This window comes from Nonomuraea terrae (assembly GCF_044465245.1).
Lineage (GTDB): Bacteria > Actinomycetota > Actinomycetes > Streptosporangiales > Streptosporangiaceae > Nonomuraea > Nonomuraea terrae.
In genome coordinates this window covers 1001145-1017385 of the sequence record NZ_JBITLL010000001.1, presented here as the reverse complement: position 1 = coordinate 1017385, position 16241 = coordinate 1001145, and the positions used below count along the sequence as shown (strand labels likewise).

Here is a 16241-nt window from a genome sequence, read left to right as displayed (position 1 = left end):
CCTCCTCTCCGCGCGCGCGGGAGGCGCCGGGGGACGACCCGCCACAGCCGATTCACAACGACCGCGCCCGTGAGGAGCTCGGCCGGCGTCCGGGCACCGCCGAGAGCCCGCGCGGCCGCCACCTGCTGGAGCCAGAAGGCTGGCGCGGTGCTCATGGCCGGATGCGCAGAGCCTTCACGTGGTCCTCGTCGAAGTCTTCGAAGTGGAACCTCAGACCGGCGAAAGGGCTGCCCGGGAAATCCCCCGTGATCGTGCAGGTCACGACGAGCCCTTCGTCGGCCGGTTCGACATCGGTGATCGTGTACTCGACGAGAGGGACCTCGGTGCGCCAGGCCCGGATGGCGTCGATGCCCGCGTACTCCCTGCCTTCGTCCTCGACGAGGGCGTCCTCGGTGAACAGGGCGAAGTACGCCTCGGTGTCCGGTGAAGGGGCGAGCTCGAAGTAGCGCCGGATGATCCGGGGAGCGGTGGCGGTGCTGGTCATGATCGTTCTCCTGTTCGGGCCGGTCGGTCACACGGTGTGCTCGGCGTCGTAGCCGGTACCCGCGAGATCGGGGCATTGCCTCGTCTCAGCCTATGAACGTCGCGGTGGACTACCTATGCCAGCGAGAGTCGGAAATTTGCCCGTTCGTCTTCACTACCGGTCATTCTCTGTACGATCGGATCGTGGACGTGGTCAGCGACGCGGTCGCCGTCATCCGTACCGGTCGGCCGCATGCGGCGCGCACCCGCCGGACGGCACCGTGGGGGCTGCGGTTCCCGGCCGCCCCCGGGACCGGTTTCCACGTCGTCCTGCAGGGCCGGTGCTGGCTGTTGTCCGCGGGCTGCGACCCGGTGCCGCTGAGCGCCGGGGATGTCGTGCTCGTTCCGCACGGCCACGAGCTCGCCCTCGCCGACTCGCCCGGCAGCGAGCTCGTCGACGTCGCGCCCGACATGGACGACTCCTGGGTGCCGGCGCCCGACACCGCCGGCCCGCTCACCGTCCTGATGTGCGGCTCGTACCAGCTCGACCGGGCCGGCGCCCACCCGTTGCTCGCCGAGCTTCCCGCCTTCATCCACCTCCCGCGGCGGGTGGGCAGGCGCACGGCGCTCAACGCCGTCGTCGATCTGCTCGGGGACGAGCTCGACCAGCGCAGGCCCGGCACCGACGCGGCGATTCCCGCGCTGCTCGACGCCATGCTGCTGTACATCCTGCGCACCTGGTACCGCGACCACGCCCCGCGCGGCGCCGGCGGCTGGGCCGCGGCGCTCGACGACCCGGCCGTCGGTTCCGCGCTCCAGCACATGCACGCCGAGCCCGCGACAGCCTGGACCGTCGAGCTGCTGAGCCGGCGAGCCGGTCTGTCCCGGGCCGCGTTCTCCAAGCGCTTCACCGAGCTCGTCGGGCGCCCGCCGATGGCGTACCTGACCTGGTGGCGGATGACCACGGCCGGACGGATACTCCGCGGCGGCGACGACGCGCCGCTCCGGGCCGTGGCCGAGCGGGTGGGATACACCTCCGAGTTCGCCTTCAACCGCGCCTTCAAACGCGAGTTCGGCCTCACCCCCGGCGCCTACCGCCGCCTAGCCACCCCCCGGCACCCCATCAAGGCGTAGAGCGGGCGCGCTCCTGCTGAGGCGGCCTCATCGGGCGACCGGCGAATATGGCTTGTGATTCCAGTGGGTGGAAGGTGCACATTCGAGCCATGAGCAACGCGCGGGATCTCTACACCATCGGGCAGCTGGCCCAGCGTACCGGGCTGCAGGCGCGCACCATCCGTTTCTGGTCCGACAGCGGTGTCGTGCCTCCGGCCGGCAGGTCGACCGGCGGCTATCGGCTTTACGACGCGGCGGCGGTCGCGCGGCTCGACCTGGTCAGGACGCTTCGCGATCTCGGGCTCGGTCTGGACGACGTCCAGCGGATCCTGCGCGAGCAGTCCACGCTGAGAGAGCTGGCCGCGACGCACGTCGAAGCCCTCGACGCGGAGATCCGCACCCTGAAGGTACGGCGTGCCGTCCTGCGTGTGCTCGCCCGCCGTGACAGCACCACCGAGGAGATCACCTTGATGCACGCACTCGCCCGGTTGTCAGCCCGGGAACGCCAGCAGATCATCGACGCGTTCGTGGACCGCGCGTTCGCCGGCGTCCTCGACGAGGACGCCGCGCTCGTCGCGGGATGGATGCGCGACCTGCCGTCCGATCTGCCGGAGGATCCGACGTCGGAGCAGGTCGACGCCTGGGTCGAACTGGCGGAGCTGGTCGCCGACGAGGGCTTCCAGCGGACCCTGCGGGACATGATCGTGAGCGGCGACGACCGCTTGGAGTTCGGCCTCGACCTGCGGCCCCTGGTGCTGGAGCACGCGGGCGGCGCCTTGGAACGGGGGATCGCCCCGGAGTCGGCGGCGGCGACCGCCGTCCTGGACCGGATCGTGCCCGCCGGCCTGCCCGCCGAGGAGACCGCCTCCCTGATCTCCTGGCTGGGCATGGTCGCCGAGCCCCGGGTGGAGCGGTACTGGCAACTCCTGGGCGTCCTCAACGGCCGGCCGCCCGCACCGCCGGCGGTCCCGGCCTTCCGATGGCTGCTCGCGGCGGTGGTCGCCCACCGCTAGTCAACCGCTTGGTCAGCCTGTACGGATGACGTCGTCGTGGTCGGTGGCCACGGAGACCGAACGCCACTCGTCGAGCTCCCGGCGTACCCGCTCCAGTTTGCTCTCCACCGCCGCGACGCAGTCGGAGCCGAGCTGGAGGCGGAGCGGGGCCTTGCCGGAATCCACCACGTCGACGATCGCCTTGGCGGCCTTGACCGGGTCGCCGGGCTGCTGGTGGTTGACGTCGGCGGCGCGGGCGCGCGTCGCGCCCACCGGCCCGCCGGCGTAGTCCGCGATCTGCGCGCCGGTGGCCTGCAGGCTTGAGGAGTCGAGGAAGTCGGTACGGAAGTAGCCGGGCTCCACGACCATGACGTGCACGCCGAGTGGCGCCAGCTCGGCGTGCAGCGCCTCCGACAGCCCCTCCACGGCGAACTTGGTCGCGCCGTAGACGCCCCAGCCGGGCGAGCCGGCGAAACCGCCCACGGACGACAGGTTCACGATCGTGCCGGACCCCTGCGCGCGCAGCACCGGCACGACCGCCCGGGTGACCGCCAGCAGGCCGAAGACGTTGGTGTCGAAGACGGCGCGCGCCTCGGCGTCGCTCGTCTCCTCGACGGCGCCGAGCAGGCCGCGGCCGGCGTTGTTGACCAGGACGTCAATCCGGCCGAACGCCGCCCTCGCGGCCTCCGCCACCGCCCGCGCCTGCTCCTCGTCCGTCACGTCGAGGGACACCGGCAGCAGACTCTCGCCCGCGTCGGGGAAGGCGGCCAGGACGGACTCCACCTTCCGCGCCGTCGCGACGACCTGGTGACCGCGCGACAGCGCCTCGTGGACGATCTCGGCGCCGAACCCACGGGACGCACCGGTGACGAACCACACGCTCATGACGTCGTTTCCTTACTTCCGGCTATGGCAGTGTCTCGGACGATACGCTCCGCCGGTTCCCGCTCAACCCCATCTCCCCCAAATGCCGATAAAGCGGACGTCGGGGTACGCGTCCGCGCCGAAGACGTCGGGGGTACGGCCCTGGTCTGTCCGGTGCGGGGTCCAGCCCCTGCCACAGAGCCCGCACGATCGCCCGCAGCCGACCCACCTGCTCGTCGGTGAGCGGGTCGACCTGACGCGCCGTGTCACATACGGCCGGGGTGCCCCGTCCAGGGGGCATGAGAGTTCTTGTCGCCGGCGCCACGGGCGTCGTCGGTCGTCAGCTCGTCCCCCTCCTCGCCACGGTCGGGCACGAGGTCGTCCCGTTCACCGCCGATCTGCTGGACCGCGCGGCTTCGGTGCGCGCCGTACGGCGGGCGGCGCCGGACGCCGTGGTCCATCTGGCCACCCGCGTTCCGGCGGTGATCGATCCCAAGACGTTCGCCCGGGACTTCGCGGTCACCAACCGGCTGCGCAGCGAGGGGACGCGGAACCTGCTGGAGGCGGCGGGCGGCGCGAAGGTGATCACGCAGAGCCTCGCCTACGTCTACCGGCCCGGCGCGGAACCGGCGGACGAGGACGAGCCGCTGTGGGACGACGCGCCGGCGCCGTTCCAGCCGTCGCTGCGGGCGCTGGCCGAGCTGGAGCGGCTGACCAGGGAGCAGGGCGGGCTGGCGCTGCGCTTCGGCCACCTGACCGGCCCGGGCACGCACTACGACGCCGACGGCTCGATGACCCGGCAGGTCGCCGAGGGCAGGCTGCCGATCCTGGGGGACGGCGGGTCGGTCTTCTCCTTCACCCACGTCCACGACGCGGCCACCGCGATCGTGGCCGCGCTGGACCGGGAGGTGACCGGGGTGCTCAACATCGTGGACGACCACCCGGTGCCCCTGCGGGAGTGGGTGCCGGCGTACGCGGCCAAGCTCGGCGGTCCGGCGCCGAGGCGGCTGCCGGTGTTCATGGGGCGGCTGTTCGCGGGGGCCTGGGGGGTGGCCTTCATGACCCGGTTGCGCGGAGCCGGCAACCACCGGGCGCGGCTGTGGCTGAACTGGCGTCCCGGTCACGCGTCGTTCCTGTGAACGGTTTGCCGATCGGCGGCAAGGAACCGGCGCTCCCACGGGCAGGCGTGCACCTTGTGCCGCTCGCCCACGGGTTGTCAGCATGCGGGTGAAGACTGCTGAGGGAGATGAGACACATGATCGCCCGCGAATGCCCGGTCCTGCGGTCCGATGTCAGTGTGCTGGACGTGCTGGCGGTGATGGTGCGCGGCCGGCGCCCCGGGGTGGTGATCGTCGGCTTCGACGGCCGGCCCGTGACGGCGCTCTCGCTGCAGGAGGTGCTCGACCTGCTGCTGCCGTGGCCGTTCCGCGAGAGCCCGAACCTGGCCGGGGCCGTCCCGGAGGAGATCGGTGACCGCATCCTGGCCGAGGCGGCCCGGCGCCCGATCGGCGACCTGCCCGGGCTGCCCGCCTGGGAGCGCTGCCGTGTGCCGGGCGGGGCCACGACGCTGCAGGTGCTCACCCAGATGTCGCGGCGGCGCAGCGCGCTCGCCGCGGTCCACGACGACGCCGGGTCACCGGTGATCTCCGCTGATCACCTGCTGGAACGGCTGCTGCGGGTGTGCGAGAGCGAGGCTAGGGAGCCGAAGGCCGGGTGACGGTCTCGGCCGGCCAGCCGAGCAGGCGGGCGCCCAGGGTCGCCGTCTCGAGCGCGTGCCGCTGGATCGGGTTGTCCAGGCGGTAGCCGGTCAGCTCGCGGACCCGTTCCAGGCGGTAGGTGACCGTACGGACGCCGACGTGCAGCCGGCCCGCCGTGAGCGTGGCGACGCCGCCGGTGGCGAAGTAGGCGAACAGCGTCTCCAGCAGGGTGCCGGGCCCTCCCCTGGCGGCGCGCAGCGGGCCCAGCACCGCCTCGACCAGTTCGGTGATCGCCGCCTGGTCCCTCAGCAGCACCTGCAGCACGAGCAGGTCGGAGGCGCGCAGCACGCGTTCCGGCAGCTGCAGCCGGCGGGCCAGCGCCACCACGTTGCGGGCCTCCTCGAAGGAGCGCACGACCCCGCCGGGCCCGTGGTGGGCCCGGCCCACGGCGACCCGCAGCGACGGGTCGTCCGTCATCATGTCCTGGACGAGGGAGGCGAACGCCTCGCTCACGCCTTCCACGTAGCCGGAGGACACGCAGACCAGCAGGCCCTCCTTGGTGGCGACCATCAGGTCCTGCAGGCCGAACCGGTTCAGCAACGACGCCTCGACGTGCCGGGAGACCGGGCCGCCGTCGTAGAAGGGCCGCTCCGCCTCGGCGATGGCGACGACGTGGGAGCCGGCCAGCCGCAGCCCGAAGCGAGCCGCCCGCTCGGCCAGGGCGCCGAGGTCGCGGCGGCCGTGGAGCAGGTCGTCGATGAACTCCCGGCGCAGCGCCTCCTCACGCCGGATCATCATGCGCTGTGCCCGCTCGTACCCCTCGACCAGCGCCACGATCGACCGGTCGGCCGCCCTGAAGACGGCTTCCCCTGCGGAGCGGAGCTCCTCGGCGCGCCTGCTCCCGGCGATGCCCGGCAGCAGCGGCCAGGCCATCCAGGTGGCGCTCAGGTGCACGTCGATGATCGCGCGCAGCGGCACTCCGTCGCGCGCGGCCGACTCGCCGCACGCGCGCATGGACGACAGCTCCGCGGCGTCCGGGCGCCGCCCCGTCCTGCTGACGTCGGCCAGCAGCGGAAGGTACTCCCTCAGCCACTCGGCGGGAACGCCACCGGCGTCGGCGCCGGCACGGTCGGCGATCTCCGCCAGGCGTGCGTGGTCCACTTCGTGCCGTTTCGGAGCCATAGTCCCAGACTCGTGCAAAGGACCAGCCTTCGGCAACCTGCCGAGACACTTGATGACCTATGCCGGTTTCCCCTTACCGGCCATCGGCAAGGTGCCCCGGGGCGTGGTGGTCGACGGGCTCGCGGTCCTGGTAGATGTCGGGGACGTCGTCGAGGTCGCGGTCGGCGGTCTCGGCCTCGTGCAGGAGCCGGTAGGCGCGGTTGCGCAGGCGGAGGACCACCGTCGCCAGCAGCGCCGCGACCAGCGAGCCGGCCAGCACGGCGATCTTGACGTAGTCGCCCCGTTCGGCGCCGAAGGCGAGGTCGCCGATGAGCAGCGACACCGTGAACCCGATGCCGGCCAGCATGGCGAGGCCCAGCACGTCCACCCAGGTCAGCCCCTCGTCGAGGTGGGCACGGGTGAAGCGGGCGACCAGCCACGTCGCGGCCATGATCCCGACGGGCTTGCCGATGACCAGGCCGGCCACGATGCCGAGAGCGATCGGGTCGCCCAGTGCGGTGACGGCGCCGTCCAGCCCGCCCAGGTACACGCCCGCCGACAGGAACGCGAACAGTGGAACCGCCACGCCGGCCGACAGGGGCCGGAAGCGGTGCTCGAAGTGCTCGGCCAGCCCGGGGCCGGCGTCGGGGCCGCCGGCGCGCATGCTCCGCACGACCGGCACGGCGAAGGCGAGCAGCACTCCGGCGACGGTCGCGTGCACACCGGAGGCGTGCACCAGCGCCCAGACCGCCAGGGCCGGCGGCAGCAGCAGCCACCAGGACCGTACGCGGCGCTGCACCAGCACGGTGAACAGCGCCAGCGGCACGAGCGCGGCCAGCAGCGGCACGGGCGCCAGGTCGCTGGTGTAGAAGACGGCGATGATGAAGATCGCCAGCAGGTCGTCGACCACGGCCAGGGTCAGCAGGAACGTCCGCAGCGCCGCCGGCAGATACCGGCCGATGACCGCGAGCACCGCCAGCGCGAAGGCGATGTCGGTGGCGGTGGGGATCGCCCAGCCCGCCGCGGCTCCCTCGGCGTTGCGGGTGACCAGCAGGTAGAGCAGGGCCGGGACCAGCACACCGCCGACGGCGGCGGCGACCGGCACCGCCGCCCGCCGTGGCGAGCGCAGGTCACCGGCGACGAACTCGCGCTTGAGCTCCAGGCCGGCCACGAAGAAGAAGACGGCAAGCAGCCCGTCGGCGGCCCAGGTCGCGAGGTCCAGGTCGAGGTGCAGCGAAGCGGGGCCGATCGTGTGGCCGCGCACCGACTCGTAGGCGGCCGACCACGGAGAGTTCGCCCACACCATGGCCAGTGCGGCTCCCCCTAGGAGCAGGGCCCCGCCGATGGTCTCCTTGCGCAGGATGTCGGCGATGCGGCGGGCCTCGGTCCAGGAGCCCCGTCCGAACAGACGGGGTGCACTGCGCGCAGGCTGGGTCATATCACTCCAAATCAGGAAATTTCGGCCTTATCGGAAGCCTGGCGGGGAAGACGCGGTACGCGACAGGGCCGCCGGACGCAGCCTCGGCGAGCCGGACCTTGCCGGTACACGGCAACGTCGGAATCCCGGTTCCCCCGACCATGAACGGCACCTCCGTGACTCCCGGGGAGAGGTCGCGGAGGTGCCCGTCCCACCCTCCCTTTTCCAGGGGCCGAGGGACAAGGGATCGCGGCGGCAACGTCACCCCGGCCGGACTGCCGGTCACCGGCAACATGCGAGGACGGCCGGGGACCTGAGTATGAGACCGCGGATCGGGGGCAAGGGCGTCAAGGAGAGGAGGGGGCGAAGTCGTCTCTTGTCCGCCACGCTGTCGTGGCGGCCCACCTCATCGACGGGCCCCGCACGCCGGAGCGGGACGGACGCACAGGCCCGCGCGGCGCCCAGGACCACGAACGAACACGCAACCGAGAGCGCATCGAGGTGATCGCGATGAGACTCTCCAAAGGGGAACAGCGGGCCCTCGAAGAGATCGAGGAGCGGCTCGCCTTCGAAGACCCGGATCTGGACGCCCTCCTCGCCAGGACGTACCAGGGCGAATCTCCGCCGCCCAAGGAATGGCGAGGGCCTCGCACCGTGCCCGGCTACGTGTGGCGCGTCACCGTCCTGATCGGCGTGTGCGTGTTCCTCATCGTCGTGGGGCTGCTGCTCACGACGCCCGGGTGAGCCGGCGCGCGATGTCCCCCGGCACCCGGCGCCGGTGGAAGGGCGCGCCGGCCCACCAGTACAGGTGGCCCAGCAGGCCGCGCGGGTGGAAGATCGCGCGCTGCCCGTACACGGTCCTCCCCTGCTCCTCGCGGCAGGTCAGCTCCAGCCACGCCAGGCCGGGCAGCCGCGTCTCGGCGCGCAGCCGCAGGAGGCGGCCAGGCACGACCTCCTCCACCCGCCAGGAGCCCAGCGTGTCCCCCACGCGCAGCCGCCACAGGGCGGCGGGCGGCGCCGGCACGGCGCGGCTGCGCTCGTTCGCGTACAACACTCCGCCTGCCCAGTCCGGGTCGGTCGGCAGGGGGTCGCTCGGGGCGCCGGGGGCCGGGGCCGACGTCCAGCGGGTGGCGACGTCGGCGTCCTTGATCCGGCGCAGCGCCAGGTCCACGGCCTGCTCGAACGCGATCAGCCCGCCCGGCGGGTCGGGGACGTACCGGGCGATGTCGTGCTCGCGGCAGACCGTCTCGTTGCGCAGCGACTCCACCAGGGGACGCGCCACCCGGGCCGGCACCGGGGTGACCAGACCGACCCAGAGGCTCGACAACCGCGGCGTGAGCACCGGCACCGGGATGATCAACCGGCGCGGCAGGCCCGCCACCGCGGCGTACCCGCGCATCATGCCGGCGTACGTCAGGACGTCGGGGCCGCCGACGTCGAACGCCCGGTGCACGTCCGGCGGCAGCCGCGCGCAGCCGACCAGGTAGCGCAGCACGTCCCGGATCGCGATCGGCTGCGTCCTGGTCCGCACCCAGGAGGGCGTGGTCATGGCCGGCAGCCGCTCGGTCAGGTACCGCAACATCTCGAACGACGCCGATCCTGAGCCGATGATGACCGCGGCACGCAGCACCGCCGTCGGAACGCCGGAGTCCAGCAGGATCCGCGCCACCTCTTCCCTGGACCGCAGATGCGGCGAGACCTCACCGCCCGGTGTGAGGCCGCCGAGGTAGACGATGCGGCGCACACCCGCCCTGCGGGCCGCCGCGGCGAACGTCGAGGCCGCCGCGCGATCCCGGGCGGCGAAGCCGCGTCCCGACCCCATGGTGTGGACGAGGTAGTACGCGACGTCCACGCCCTCCAGCGCCTGCCCGGTACGCAGCGGATCCGTCGCGTCGGCCACGCCGACCTCGACCCGGCCGCGCCAGGGACGCTCACGCAGCCGGTCGGGGGAACGCACCATGCAGCGGACCGCGTGGCCAGCGCCGAGCAGCTCCGGCACGAGCCGTCCCCCGATGTAGCCGGTCGCCCCGGTCACCAGACATCGCGCCATCGCCATCCCCCCGCGAACACGCCTCACCGCCGACTGCCCGCCCGGGGCGGGTCCTACACCGCCCGCCCGGCCAGTGCCGGTCGCGAGGAGGCAGAGGCCGCGCGGCGCGGGTCACAGGCGCTCGAACCCGCGCATCCGCTCCCAGTCCGTGACCGCGGTCTCGAACGCCGCCAGCTCCGCCCGCGCCGCCTGCGCGTAGTGGCCCACCACCGCGTCACCGAACACCTTGGCGGCCAGCTCGCTCGTCTCCCAGCGGCGCAGCGCCTCCGTCAGTGCGGTGGGCAGCCGGGGCACCGACGGGTCGGCCAGGGCGTTGGCCGTGTGCGGGGCGGGCAGGGGCAGCCGGTTCTCGATGCCGTGCAGGCCGGCGGCCACCATGGCGGCGACGGCGAGGTAGGGGTTGGCGTCCCCGCCGGGCACCCGGTGCTCGATGCGCAGCGACGCGCCTGAGCCGACCACGCGGATGGGGCAGGTGCGGTTGTCCCGGCCCCAGGTGATGCCGGTGGGGGCGAACGCGCCGGGTTGGAGCCGCTTGTAGGAGTTGACGTTCGGGGCCATGAGCAGGGCCAGCTCGGGCAGGCAGGCGAGCTGACCGGCCACGAAGTGCCGGAACAGCTCCGACGACCCGTCGGCGGACTCCTCGTCGGCGAAGGCCGTGGCGCCGTCCGTACCGCGCAGCGACAGATGGACGTGGCAGGAGTTGCCCTCGCCCTCGTCGAACTTGGGCATGAACGTGAGCGCCACACCCTCCTGCCCGGCGATCTGCTTGGCGCCGTTCTTGAACAGGACGTGCTTGTCGCAGGTCGCCATGGCCTCGTCGTAGCGGAAGACGATCTCGTACTGGCCGGGGTGGCACTCCCCTCGGGCGGTCTCCATGGGGAGCCCGGCGCGCACCATCTCGCGGCGGACGCGGCGTACCACCGGTTCGATCTCGGCCAGTCCCTGCAGGGAGTAGTCGACGTTGTAGCGGGTGCCCGTTTCCAGGCCGTGGTAGCGGCGTTCCCAGGCGTCCCGGTACGTGGTGCGGAAGACCAGGAACTCCAGCTCGGTCCCGGCGAGCGCGGTCAGGCCGTGTTCGGCCAGCCGGTCGAGCTGGGCGCGCAGCACCCGGCGCGGGGCCACCTCGACGGGTTCGCCGCCCGGCCAGACGGCGTCGGCCAGGACCAGCGCGGTGCCGGGGTCCCACGGCAGGGCGCGCAGGGTGGCCGGTTCGGGGCGCAGCACGAAGTCGCCGAAACCGGATTTCCAGGCGTCAATGGCGTAGCCGGGTCCGGTGCCCATCTCCACGTCGGAGGCCAGCAGGTAGACGCAGGCGCCGAAGCCCTGCCGGGAGACCTCGTCCAGAAAGTACGGCACGGACAGCCGGCTGCCCTGGAGGCGGCCCTGCAGGTCCGGCACGGCGACGATCACCTCTTCGATCCGCCCGGCCTCGGCCTCGGCACGCAGCTGCTGGTAGGTGAGCGCTGTCATCGGGTCTCCTCCGTGCGGGCGAGCGGGTTGGCGACCGTGCCGTGGACGACGTCGAAGCCCTCGTCGCGTTCGGCGCGGTCGTGGAAGCCGCCGCCGAGCAGCTGTTCCCGGTTGAGCGCCACCCGGCCGAACTCGGGGGCGAACAGGCCGAACGCCTCCGCGCGGCCGGCCAGCTCGGGGAAGCCGGCGTGGTAGCGCTCGATCTCCTCGCGTACGAAGCGCCAGAACTCGGGCTCCGGCACGCCGAGGTGCTCCTCCACCAGCGGCGCGAAGAACCGGAAGTGGCCGGCGAAGACCGCGCTGAGCAGCGAGTGGGCCAGCTCGCGGGCGGGCCAGCGCAGCAGCACCTCGCGGGCGCGGCCGGACAGGGCGGCGTACTCGGGCAGGTCGTCCGGCAGCAGGTTGACGTCCTCGGCGAAGTCCTTGACCGCGATGCCGGCGGGGACGTCGGCGGTGTCGTACAGGATCACGGTGTTCTCGCCGTGCGGGCAGTAGGCGATGCCGTATCGGTAGAGGTGGTGCAGCAGGCCGGGCAGCAGCGCCGACAGGAGCCGGGCCAGCCAGGCGCGCGGATCGAGCCCGGAGCGCTCGACCAGCTCCGCCACCAGGGCGCGGCCGTCCGACCCGACCTTGAGCAGGGCGGCCATGGTGCGCGCCCGTTCGCCCGCGCCGAGCAGCGCCGTCACCGGCTCGCGCCAGACCGCGCCGAAAAGCTCGTGGTAGCGGTACGGCGCGTCGCGCACGGACTCGTACAGCGGGTGCCGGACGGCGACGGAGGCGACTTCTCCGAGCGGGTGGAAGCGCAGCTCGTCCCGCAGGTACGGGTCGGCGGCGCGCAGCCCGTGCAGCCAGGCGCTCACGTCGGGCGCCGCCCGGGTCGGCTCGGTGGACAGCCCCCGCCACACCAGCGTGTTGCGGATGAGCAGCGGCACCTTGACGTTGCGCCGGTCGGGGCGGTCCAGGTTGGCGAGGGTGCGGACCGACTGCAGCGGGCGGTAGCGGTCGGGGCCCTCGCCGAGCAGCACGATCCGCCCGTCCGCCAGGTACGGGGCGAACAGCGGCGCGACGGCCTCGTCCCAGTGAAACGGGTGCACGGGCAGCCACGTGAACCCGGCGGGGTTCAGGTCCGTCCCGGCCTCCAGCGCGACGGCGAACCGCTTGCGTGTCTCTTCGTCCAGTTCCTCGCCCAGCAGCGTCTCCTGGTCCAGCCCGGGCCCTCCGGAGTATTCGGCCAGCGACCCGTGCACGGCCGCCCACAGCAGCCGTACCGACCCGGCCGCCTCGGGGGCGTAGGCGGCGGCGTCCGAGGCGGCGAACCCGAGCCTGCCCTTGTTGAGCAACATGCAGGGGTGCCCCTCCTGCTGTGCCTCCAGGTCCAGGTGGTCGAGGTCGGCGAGCCGGGCGGCGGGCAGGGCTCCGGACAGCAGCCGCGCCTCGGCCTGCCGGGTGGCGGTGAGCTCGCGCAGCACCTCCGCAGTGGCCGGGCCGTCCCAGCCGAGGACGTGGCGCGCGTCGAGCAGCAGCCGTTCCGGGCCGGCCTCACCGTCGGCGGGGGCCGGGTGCCGCCGCAGCGTGCCCTCTTCGACGCGCCAGGCGCCGAACGTGCCGCGCGCGGCCCGGAACGTCCAGCACACGCCGTCGCCCAGGTCCAATCGGTACGCGCCGGGCCGGCCCGGCTCGGGCTCGGGGACCAGCAGCTCCTCGTAGGCGAACTCCTCGACGGCCTTGACGAGCAGGCGGCGGCCGGCCCGCTCCCAGGCCTCACGGGCAGAGAGGTTCATCGGGGGATCTCCTTGACAACGGGTCGCCGTGCGGCCACGACCGCGGCGAGCAACGGACGACGGCGGCCAAGACGCGTCCGTCGTCGGGCGGCGGTCACGTCAGCGAGCTCTCAGGGGTGGCGGCCTCCATCGCGCCGGGCAGCCGGGGCGCCCCGAACGTCGTCCACGCCGCCCGCGCGGGCACCGGCACCACGGTGCGGCCGGTGACCGCGTTCAGGATCCTCGCCGCCCGCCACGCGCCCAGCGTCAGGTCCGGCGCGCCCACGCCGTGGCTGTGCATCTCGGCGTTCTGGACGAACACCGCCCCGGACACGCGCGGGTCCAGCGCCACCCGGTAGTCGCCGTCCACCTGGTAGCGGCCCTTGGCGTCCCAGTCGATCAGGTCTGCCAGCGGCTCCAGGAACGCGGGGCGGGCGGCGGCGTACCCGGTGGCCAGCACCACGGCCGAGGTGCGCACCTGGAAGAACGCCTCCTGCTCGCCGTGGCGGCAGGTCAGGGCGTACCCGTCGCCGTCGGCCGCGGCCGAGACCACTTCCACGCCGGGGTGCAGCGCCGCGCGCGGCTCGGCCCCGCCGATGGTCCGCTCGTACAGCTCGTCGTGGATGTCGCCGAGCGTCTCGGCGCTGACGCCCTTGTAGAGCTGCCACTGCTCGCGGACGAGCCGTTCGCGGCGGTCCTCGGGCAGGCCGCGGAAGTAGTCGACGTAGTCGGGGGTGAAGTGCTCCAAGCCGATCTTGGAATACTCCATGGGGGCGAAGGCAGGGGTGCGGGCCAGCCAGCGCACGTACGGGCCGCCCGCGCCCGTGCCGTCCTGGCGGCGCAGCAGGTCGAGCACCACCTCCGCGCCCGACTGCCCGGCGCCGACCACGGTCACGTCGCCGGCGGCGGCCAGGCGGTCGCGGTGGGCGAGGTAGTCGGCGCTGTGCAGCACGCGGCCGGCCTCCAGTAGCGGCCGCAGCGGCTCGGGCACGACCGGGACCGTGCCCACTCCCAGCACCACCTGCCGGGCGCGCGCCGCCGCGCTCGCCCCGGCCGCCGACCGGTACGTCACCGAGAACGCGCCCGCCGTCTCGTCCCAGCTCAGCGCGGTGACCTCGGCGTCGAACCGGCACGAAGGCAGCCGCTCGGCGACCCATCGGCAGTAGTGGTCGTACTCGCGGCGGGGGATGTGGAAGCGCTCGGAGAAGAAGAACGAGAACATCCGGTCGTGGCGGCGGACGTAGTTCAGGTACGACCACTGGCTCGTCGGGTCGGCCATCGTCACCAGGTCGGCCAGGAACGGCACCTGGAGCACCGTCCCCTCCATGAGCAGACCGGGATGCCAGGAAAAGGCCGGTTTGGCGTCCAGGAACAGTGCGTTCACCTCCGGCACGCCGTCGCTGAGCGCGGCCAGGGACAGGTTGAACGGACCTATGCCGACGCCGAGCAGGTCGTAGGGGGCGCTCACCGCTCCACCTCCGTGAGTGGGTTCGGAAGGTCGATGTAGACGGACTGGGTGCGGACGTCGCCGACGAGCTCGTCGCGGCCGTCCACGCAGGTCAGGTAGTTGGCCTTGCAGGGCAGCGCGGGCGCGTCCAGGAGCAGGTCGAGCAGGCCCTTCGCGCCGGGCTCCGCCGCGCGCAGCCGTTCCAGCGCCGCGCGCAGCACCCGCAGCAGCGCGCCCTCGTCGGCCAGGCCGAGCGCGCCGAACGCGCCCACCAGGCCGAGCAGGTTGTTGACGCCGAGGTAGTAGGCGACCCGCTCGTCCACGAAGCCGTCGTCGAAGACCACGTCGACCTCGCCGAGCCCGGGCAGCAGCGACTCCAGCTCGGCGGCGCGAGAGGCGGCCACGTAGTAGCCCTGGCTGTCGCGGTACCAGCCGGCGCACGGCAGGCCGTCGTCGCCGAGCGCGACCAGGGTGTTCTGATGGTGCGGTTCGAGGGCGATGCCGAACCTGGCGTGCAGGCGGATCAGAGGGACGGCGAGCACATCGAGGTAGCGGGTCAGCCACAGCGCCGCCGCCTCGCCCGGCGGCAGCCCGTGCGCGCGGACGGCACGCTCCAGCGCGGCGGCCAGCAGCGCGCGGTGCCGGGGAGGCGTGCCGTCGCCGGGGCCCGTCCGCTCGGCCAGCAGCCCGGCCACGCACAGACCCTCGCGGACGCCGCCGCGGAACGGGTTGTCACGGATCGCCGTCTCCAGGCCGGTCTCGGGGCCGGTCTCGGGGCCGCTCTCGGGGCCGCTCTCGGGGCCGGTCTGCGGGCCGTCCACGCCCGCCGACACCCAGGCGAAGTCGCGCAGGATCGCGAACTCCGGGTGCTCGGCGCGCAGCCACCCGCCTGGCCCGGCCGCCAGCAGCCGGGCCGCCCGGACACCGAGGCGCATCTCCCCGCGCAGATTGTTACGCCGGGAGTTGGTGATCCGCAGGCCGAGGGAGAGCTTGAGCATCACGTCCGCGTCGGGGCGGTGCACGGTCCGCACCGACGACGTCGCGTACCACTCGGGACCGGACGGGCCGAGCGGCCGCAGCAGCCCCGCCTCCACCAGCGCGGCCACCTCCGGGCGGCGCAGCACCTCGCGCGCCTGCCACGGGTGGGCGGGCAGGGGCACCATCCCCGGAGGCGGCTCGACCCCGGCTGCCAGGTGCCGGCACAGCTCGGCGGGGGTGCGGCCGTCGGCGCTCTCCCCCGCCACGACGGACGGCGCCGCGGCGAACCAGTGCAGGCGGAACCTGCCGCGCAGCTCAGGTGAGTAGTCGTCCAGCTCCGCGACGGACGCCTCCTCGCGGCTCTTCGGCGCCGGATGGAACGGGTGGCCCAGCAGGAGTGCCTGCTCGGCGTCGAGGAACGGCGTCATCCCCGCGTCGCCCTCCGCGCGCCGCCTGACCAGGTGGGCGGCGGTGCGCCGGGCGGAGTCGAGCACCCGCGCGACGGCGTCGGAGCCTAGGTGGGCCGGCAGCCGCCGCACCACGACGGTCTCCCGGATCGCCGCGGCCGCGACGAGCGCCGCGTCGGCGGGCCGCACCGCTTCCGGGGTCAGGACGGAGGGCTCACCGAAGCGGTGCCAGCCCGTCGCCGACCGGTGGCGCACCCGGATGCCGACCGTGACCCCGCTGGCCGGGAACGTGAGCACCAGCTGCTCTCCGGCGTCCGGCACCGGCGTCGCGGTCTCCCGCACGTACGCCCGGAGCAGCGTCTCCATGGCCGCCGCCGCTCCTGCCCGCCCGGGATCGGCGTGGTCGATCGGGTCCGCATCCAT

The 16241-nt window shown here is 73.5% G+C and carries 14 protein-coding genes; 5 read left to right on the top strand and 9 right to left on the bottom strand.

Going from position 1 to position 16241, the window contains the following annotated elements; genetic code table 11:
* Positions 1-151: 151 nt before the first annotated feature.
* Positions 152-484: a nuclear transport factor 2 family protein gene (locus tag ACIBP6_RS04805; RefSeq protein WP_397048791.1), complete on the bottom strand. Its 333-nt coding sequence runs from the start codon at positions 482-484 to the stop codon at positions 152-154.
* Between the two features lie 182 nt (positions 485-666).
* On the opposite strand from ACIBP6_RS04805, the gene ACIBP6_RS04800 reads away from it, so the two are divergent.
* Entirely contained in the window at positions 667-1596 is a 930-nt protein-coding gene (locus ACIBP6_RS04800; RefSeq protein ID WP_397048789.1) for an AraC family transcriptional regulator, read from the top strand.
* A gap of 89 nt (positions 1597-1685) precedes the next feature.
* On the top strand, positions 1686-2588 hold the full coding sequence (locus ACIBP6_RS04795; protein ID WP_397048788.1) for a helix-turn-helix domain-containing protein: 903 nt from the start codon (positions 1686-1688) through the stop codon (positions 2586-2588).
* A 12-nt stretch (positions 2589-2600) separates the two neighbouring features.
* Here ACIBP6_RS04795 and ACIBP6_RS04790 read toward each other — a convergent pair whose 3' ends face one another.
* The gene (locus ACIBP6_RS04790; RefSeq protein WP_397048786.1) at positions 2601-3452 is read right to left on the bottom strand and encodes an oxidoreductase; all 852 of its coding nucleotides are present in this window, start codon (positions 3450-3452) and stop codon (positions 2601-2603) included.
* A 278-nt stretch (positions 3453-3730) separates the two neighbouring features.
* Here ACIBP6_RS04790 and ACIBP6_RS04785 point away from each other — a divergent pair, with 278 nt between their 5' ends.
* Positions 3731-4570, top strand: a complete 840-nt coding sequence (locus tag ACIBP6_RS04785) for an NAD-dependent epimerase/dehydratase family protein (protein WP_397048784.1) — start codon at positions 3731-3733, stop codon at positions 4568-4570.
* A gap of 116 nt (positions 4571-4686) precedes the next feature.
* Positions 4687-5148: a hypothetical protein gene (locus ACIBP6_RS04780; RefSeq protein WP_397048782.1), complete on the top strand. Its 462-nt coding sequence runs from the start codon at positions 4687-4689 to the stop codon at positions 5146-5148.
* Here ACIBP6_RS04780 and ACIBP6_RS04775 read toward each other — a convergent pair.
* The gene (locus tag ACIBP6_RS04775; RefSeq protein ID WP_397048780.1) at positions 5126-6310 is read right to left on the bottom strand and encodes a PucR family transcriptional regulator; all 1185 of its coding nucleotides are present in this window, start codon (positions 6308-6310) and stop codon (positions 5126-5128) included. The genes ACIBP6_RS04780 and ACIBP6_RS04775 overlap by 23 nt on opposite strands.
* A gap of 73 nt (positions 6311-6383) precedes the next feature.
* Positions 6384-7727 carry a Na+/H+ antiporter NhaA gene (gene nhaA, locus ACIBP6_RS04770; protein ID WP_397048778.1) on the bottom strand — a complete coding sequence of 448 codons (1344 nt, stop codon included), beginning with the start codon at positions 7725-7727 and terminating at the stop codon, positions 6384-6386.
* Between the two features lie 489 nt (positions 7728-8216).
* On the opposite strand from nhaA, the gene ACIBP6_RS04765 reads away from it, so the two are divergent.
* Positions 8217-8450 carry a DUF3040 domain-containing protein gene (locus ACIBP6_RS04765; RefSeq protein ID WP_397048776.1) on the top strand — a complete coding sequence of 78 codons (234 nt, stop codon included), beginning with the start codon at positions 8217-8219 and terminating at the stop codon, positions 8448-8450.
* Here ACIBP6_RS04765 and ACIBP6_RS04760 read toward each other — a convergent pair.
* The 5 genes from ACIBP6_RS04760 to ACIBP6_RS04740 all read right to left on the bottom strand — a co-directional run bounded on the left by ACIBP6_RS04760 (position 8434) and on the right by ACIBP6_RS04740 (position 16241).
* Complete coding sequence (locus tag ACIBP6_RS04760) at positions 8434-9756, bottom strand: SDR family oxidoreductase (RefSeq protein ID WP_397048774.1); 1323 nt, start codon at positions 9754-9756, stop codon at positions 8434-8436. The genes ACIBP6_RS04765 and ACIBP6_RS04760 overlap by 17 nt on opposite strands.
* Positions 9757-9867: 111 nt before the next feature.
* Entirely contained in the window at positions 9868-11226 is a 1359-nt protein-coding gene (locus ACIBP6_RS04755) for a glutamine synthetase family protein (protein WP_397048772.1), read from the bottom strand.
* Positions 11223-13007 (bottom strand): IucA/IucC family protein, encoded by a 1785-nt coding sequence (locus ACIBP6_RS04750; protein ID WP_397048770.1) that lies wholly within the window; start codon positions 13005-13007, stop codon positions 11223-11225. The genes ACIBP6_RS04755 and ACIBP6_RS04750 overlap by 4 nt, the downstream gene beginning before the upstream one ends.
* Positions 13008-13101: 94 nt before the next feature.
* A complete protein-coding gene (locus ACIBP6_RS04745) occupies positions 13102-14454 on the bottom strand; it encodes a lysine N(6)-hydroxylase/L-ornithine N(5)-oxygenase family protein (protein WP_397048768.1) in 1353 nt (450 codons plus the stop codon).
* Positions 14451-16241 carry an IucA/IucC family protein gene (locus tag ACIBP6_RS04740; RefSeq protein WP_397049310.1) on the bottom strand — a complete coding sequence of 597 codons (1791 nt, stop codon included), beginning with the start codon at positions 16239-16241 and terminating at the stop codon, positions 14451-14453. The genes ACIBP6_RS04745 and ACIBP6_RS04740 overlap by 4 nt, the downstream gene beginning before the upstream one ends.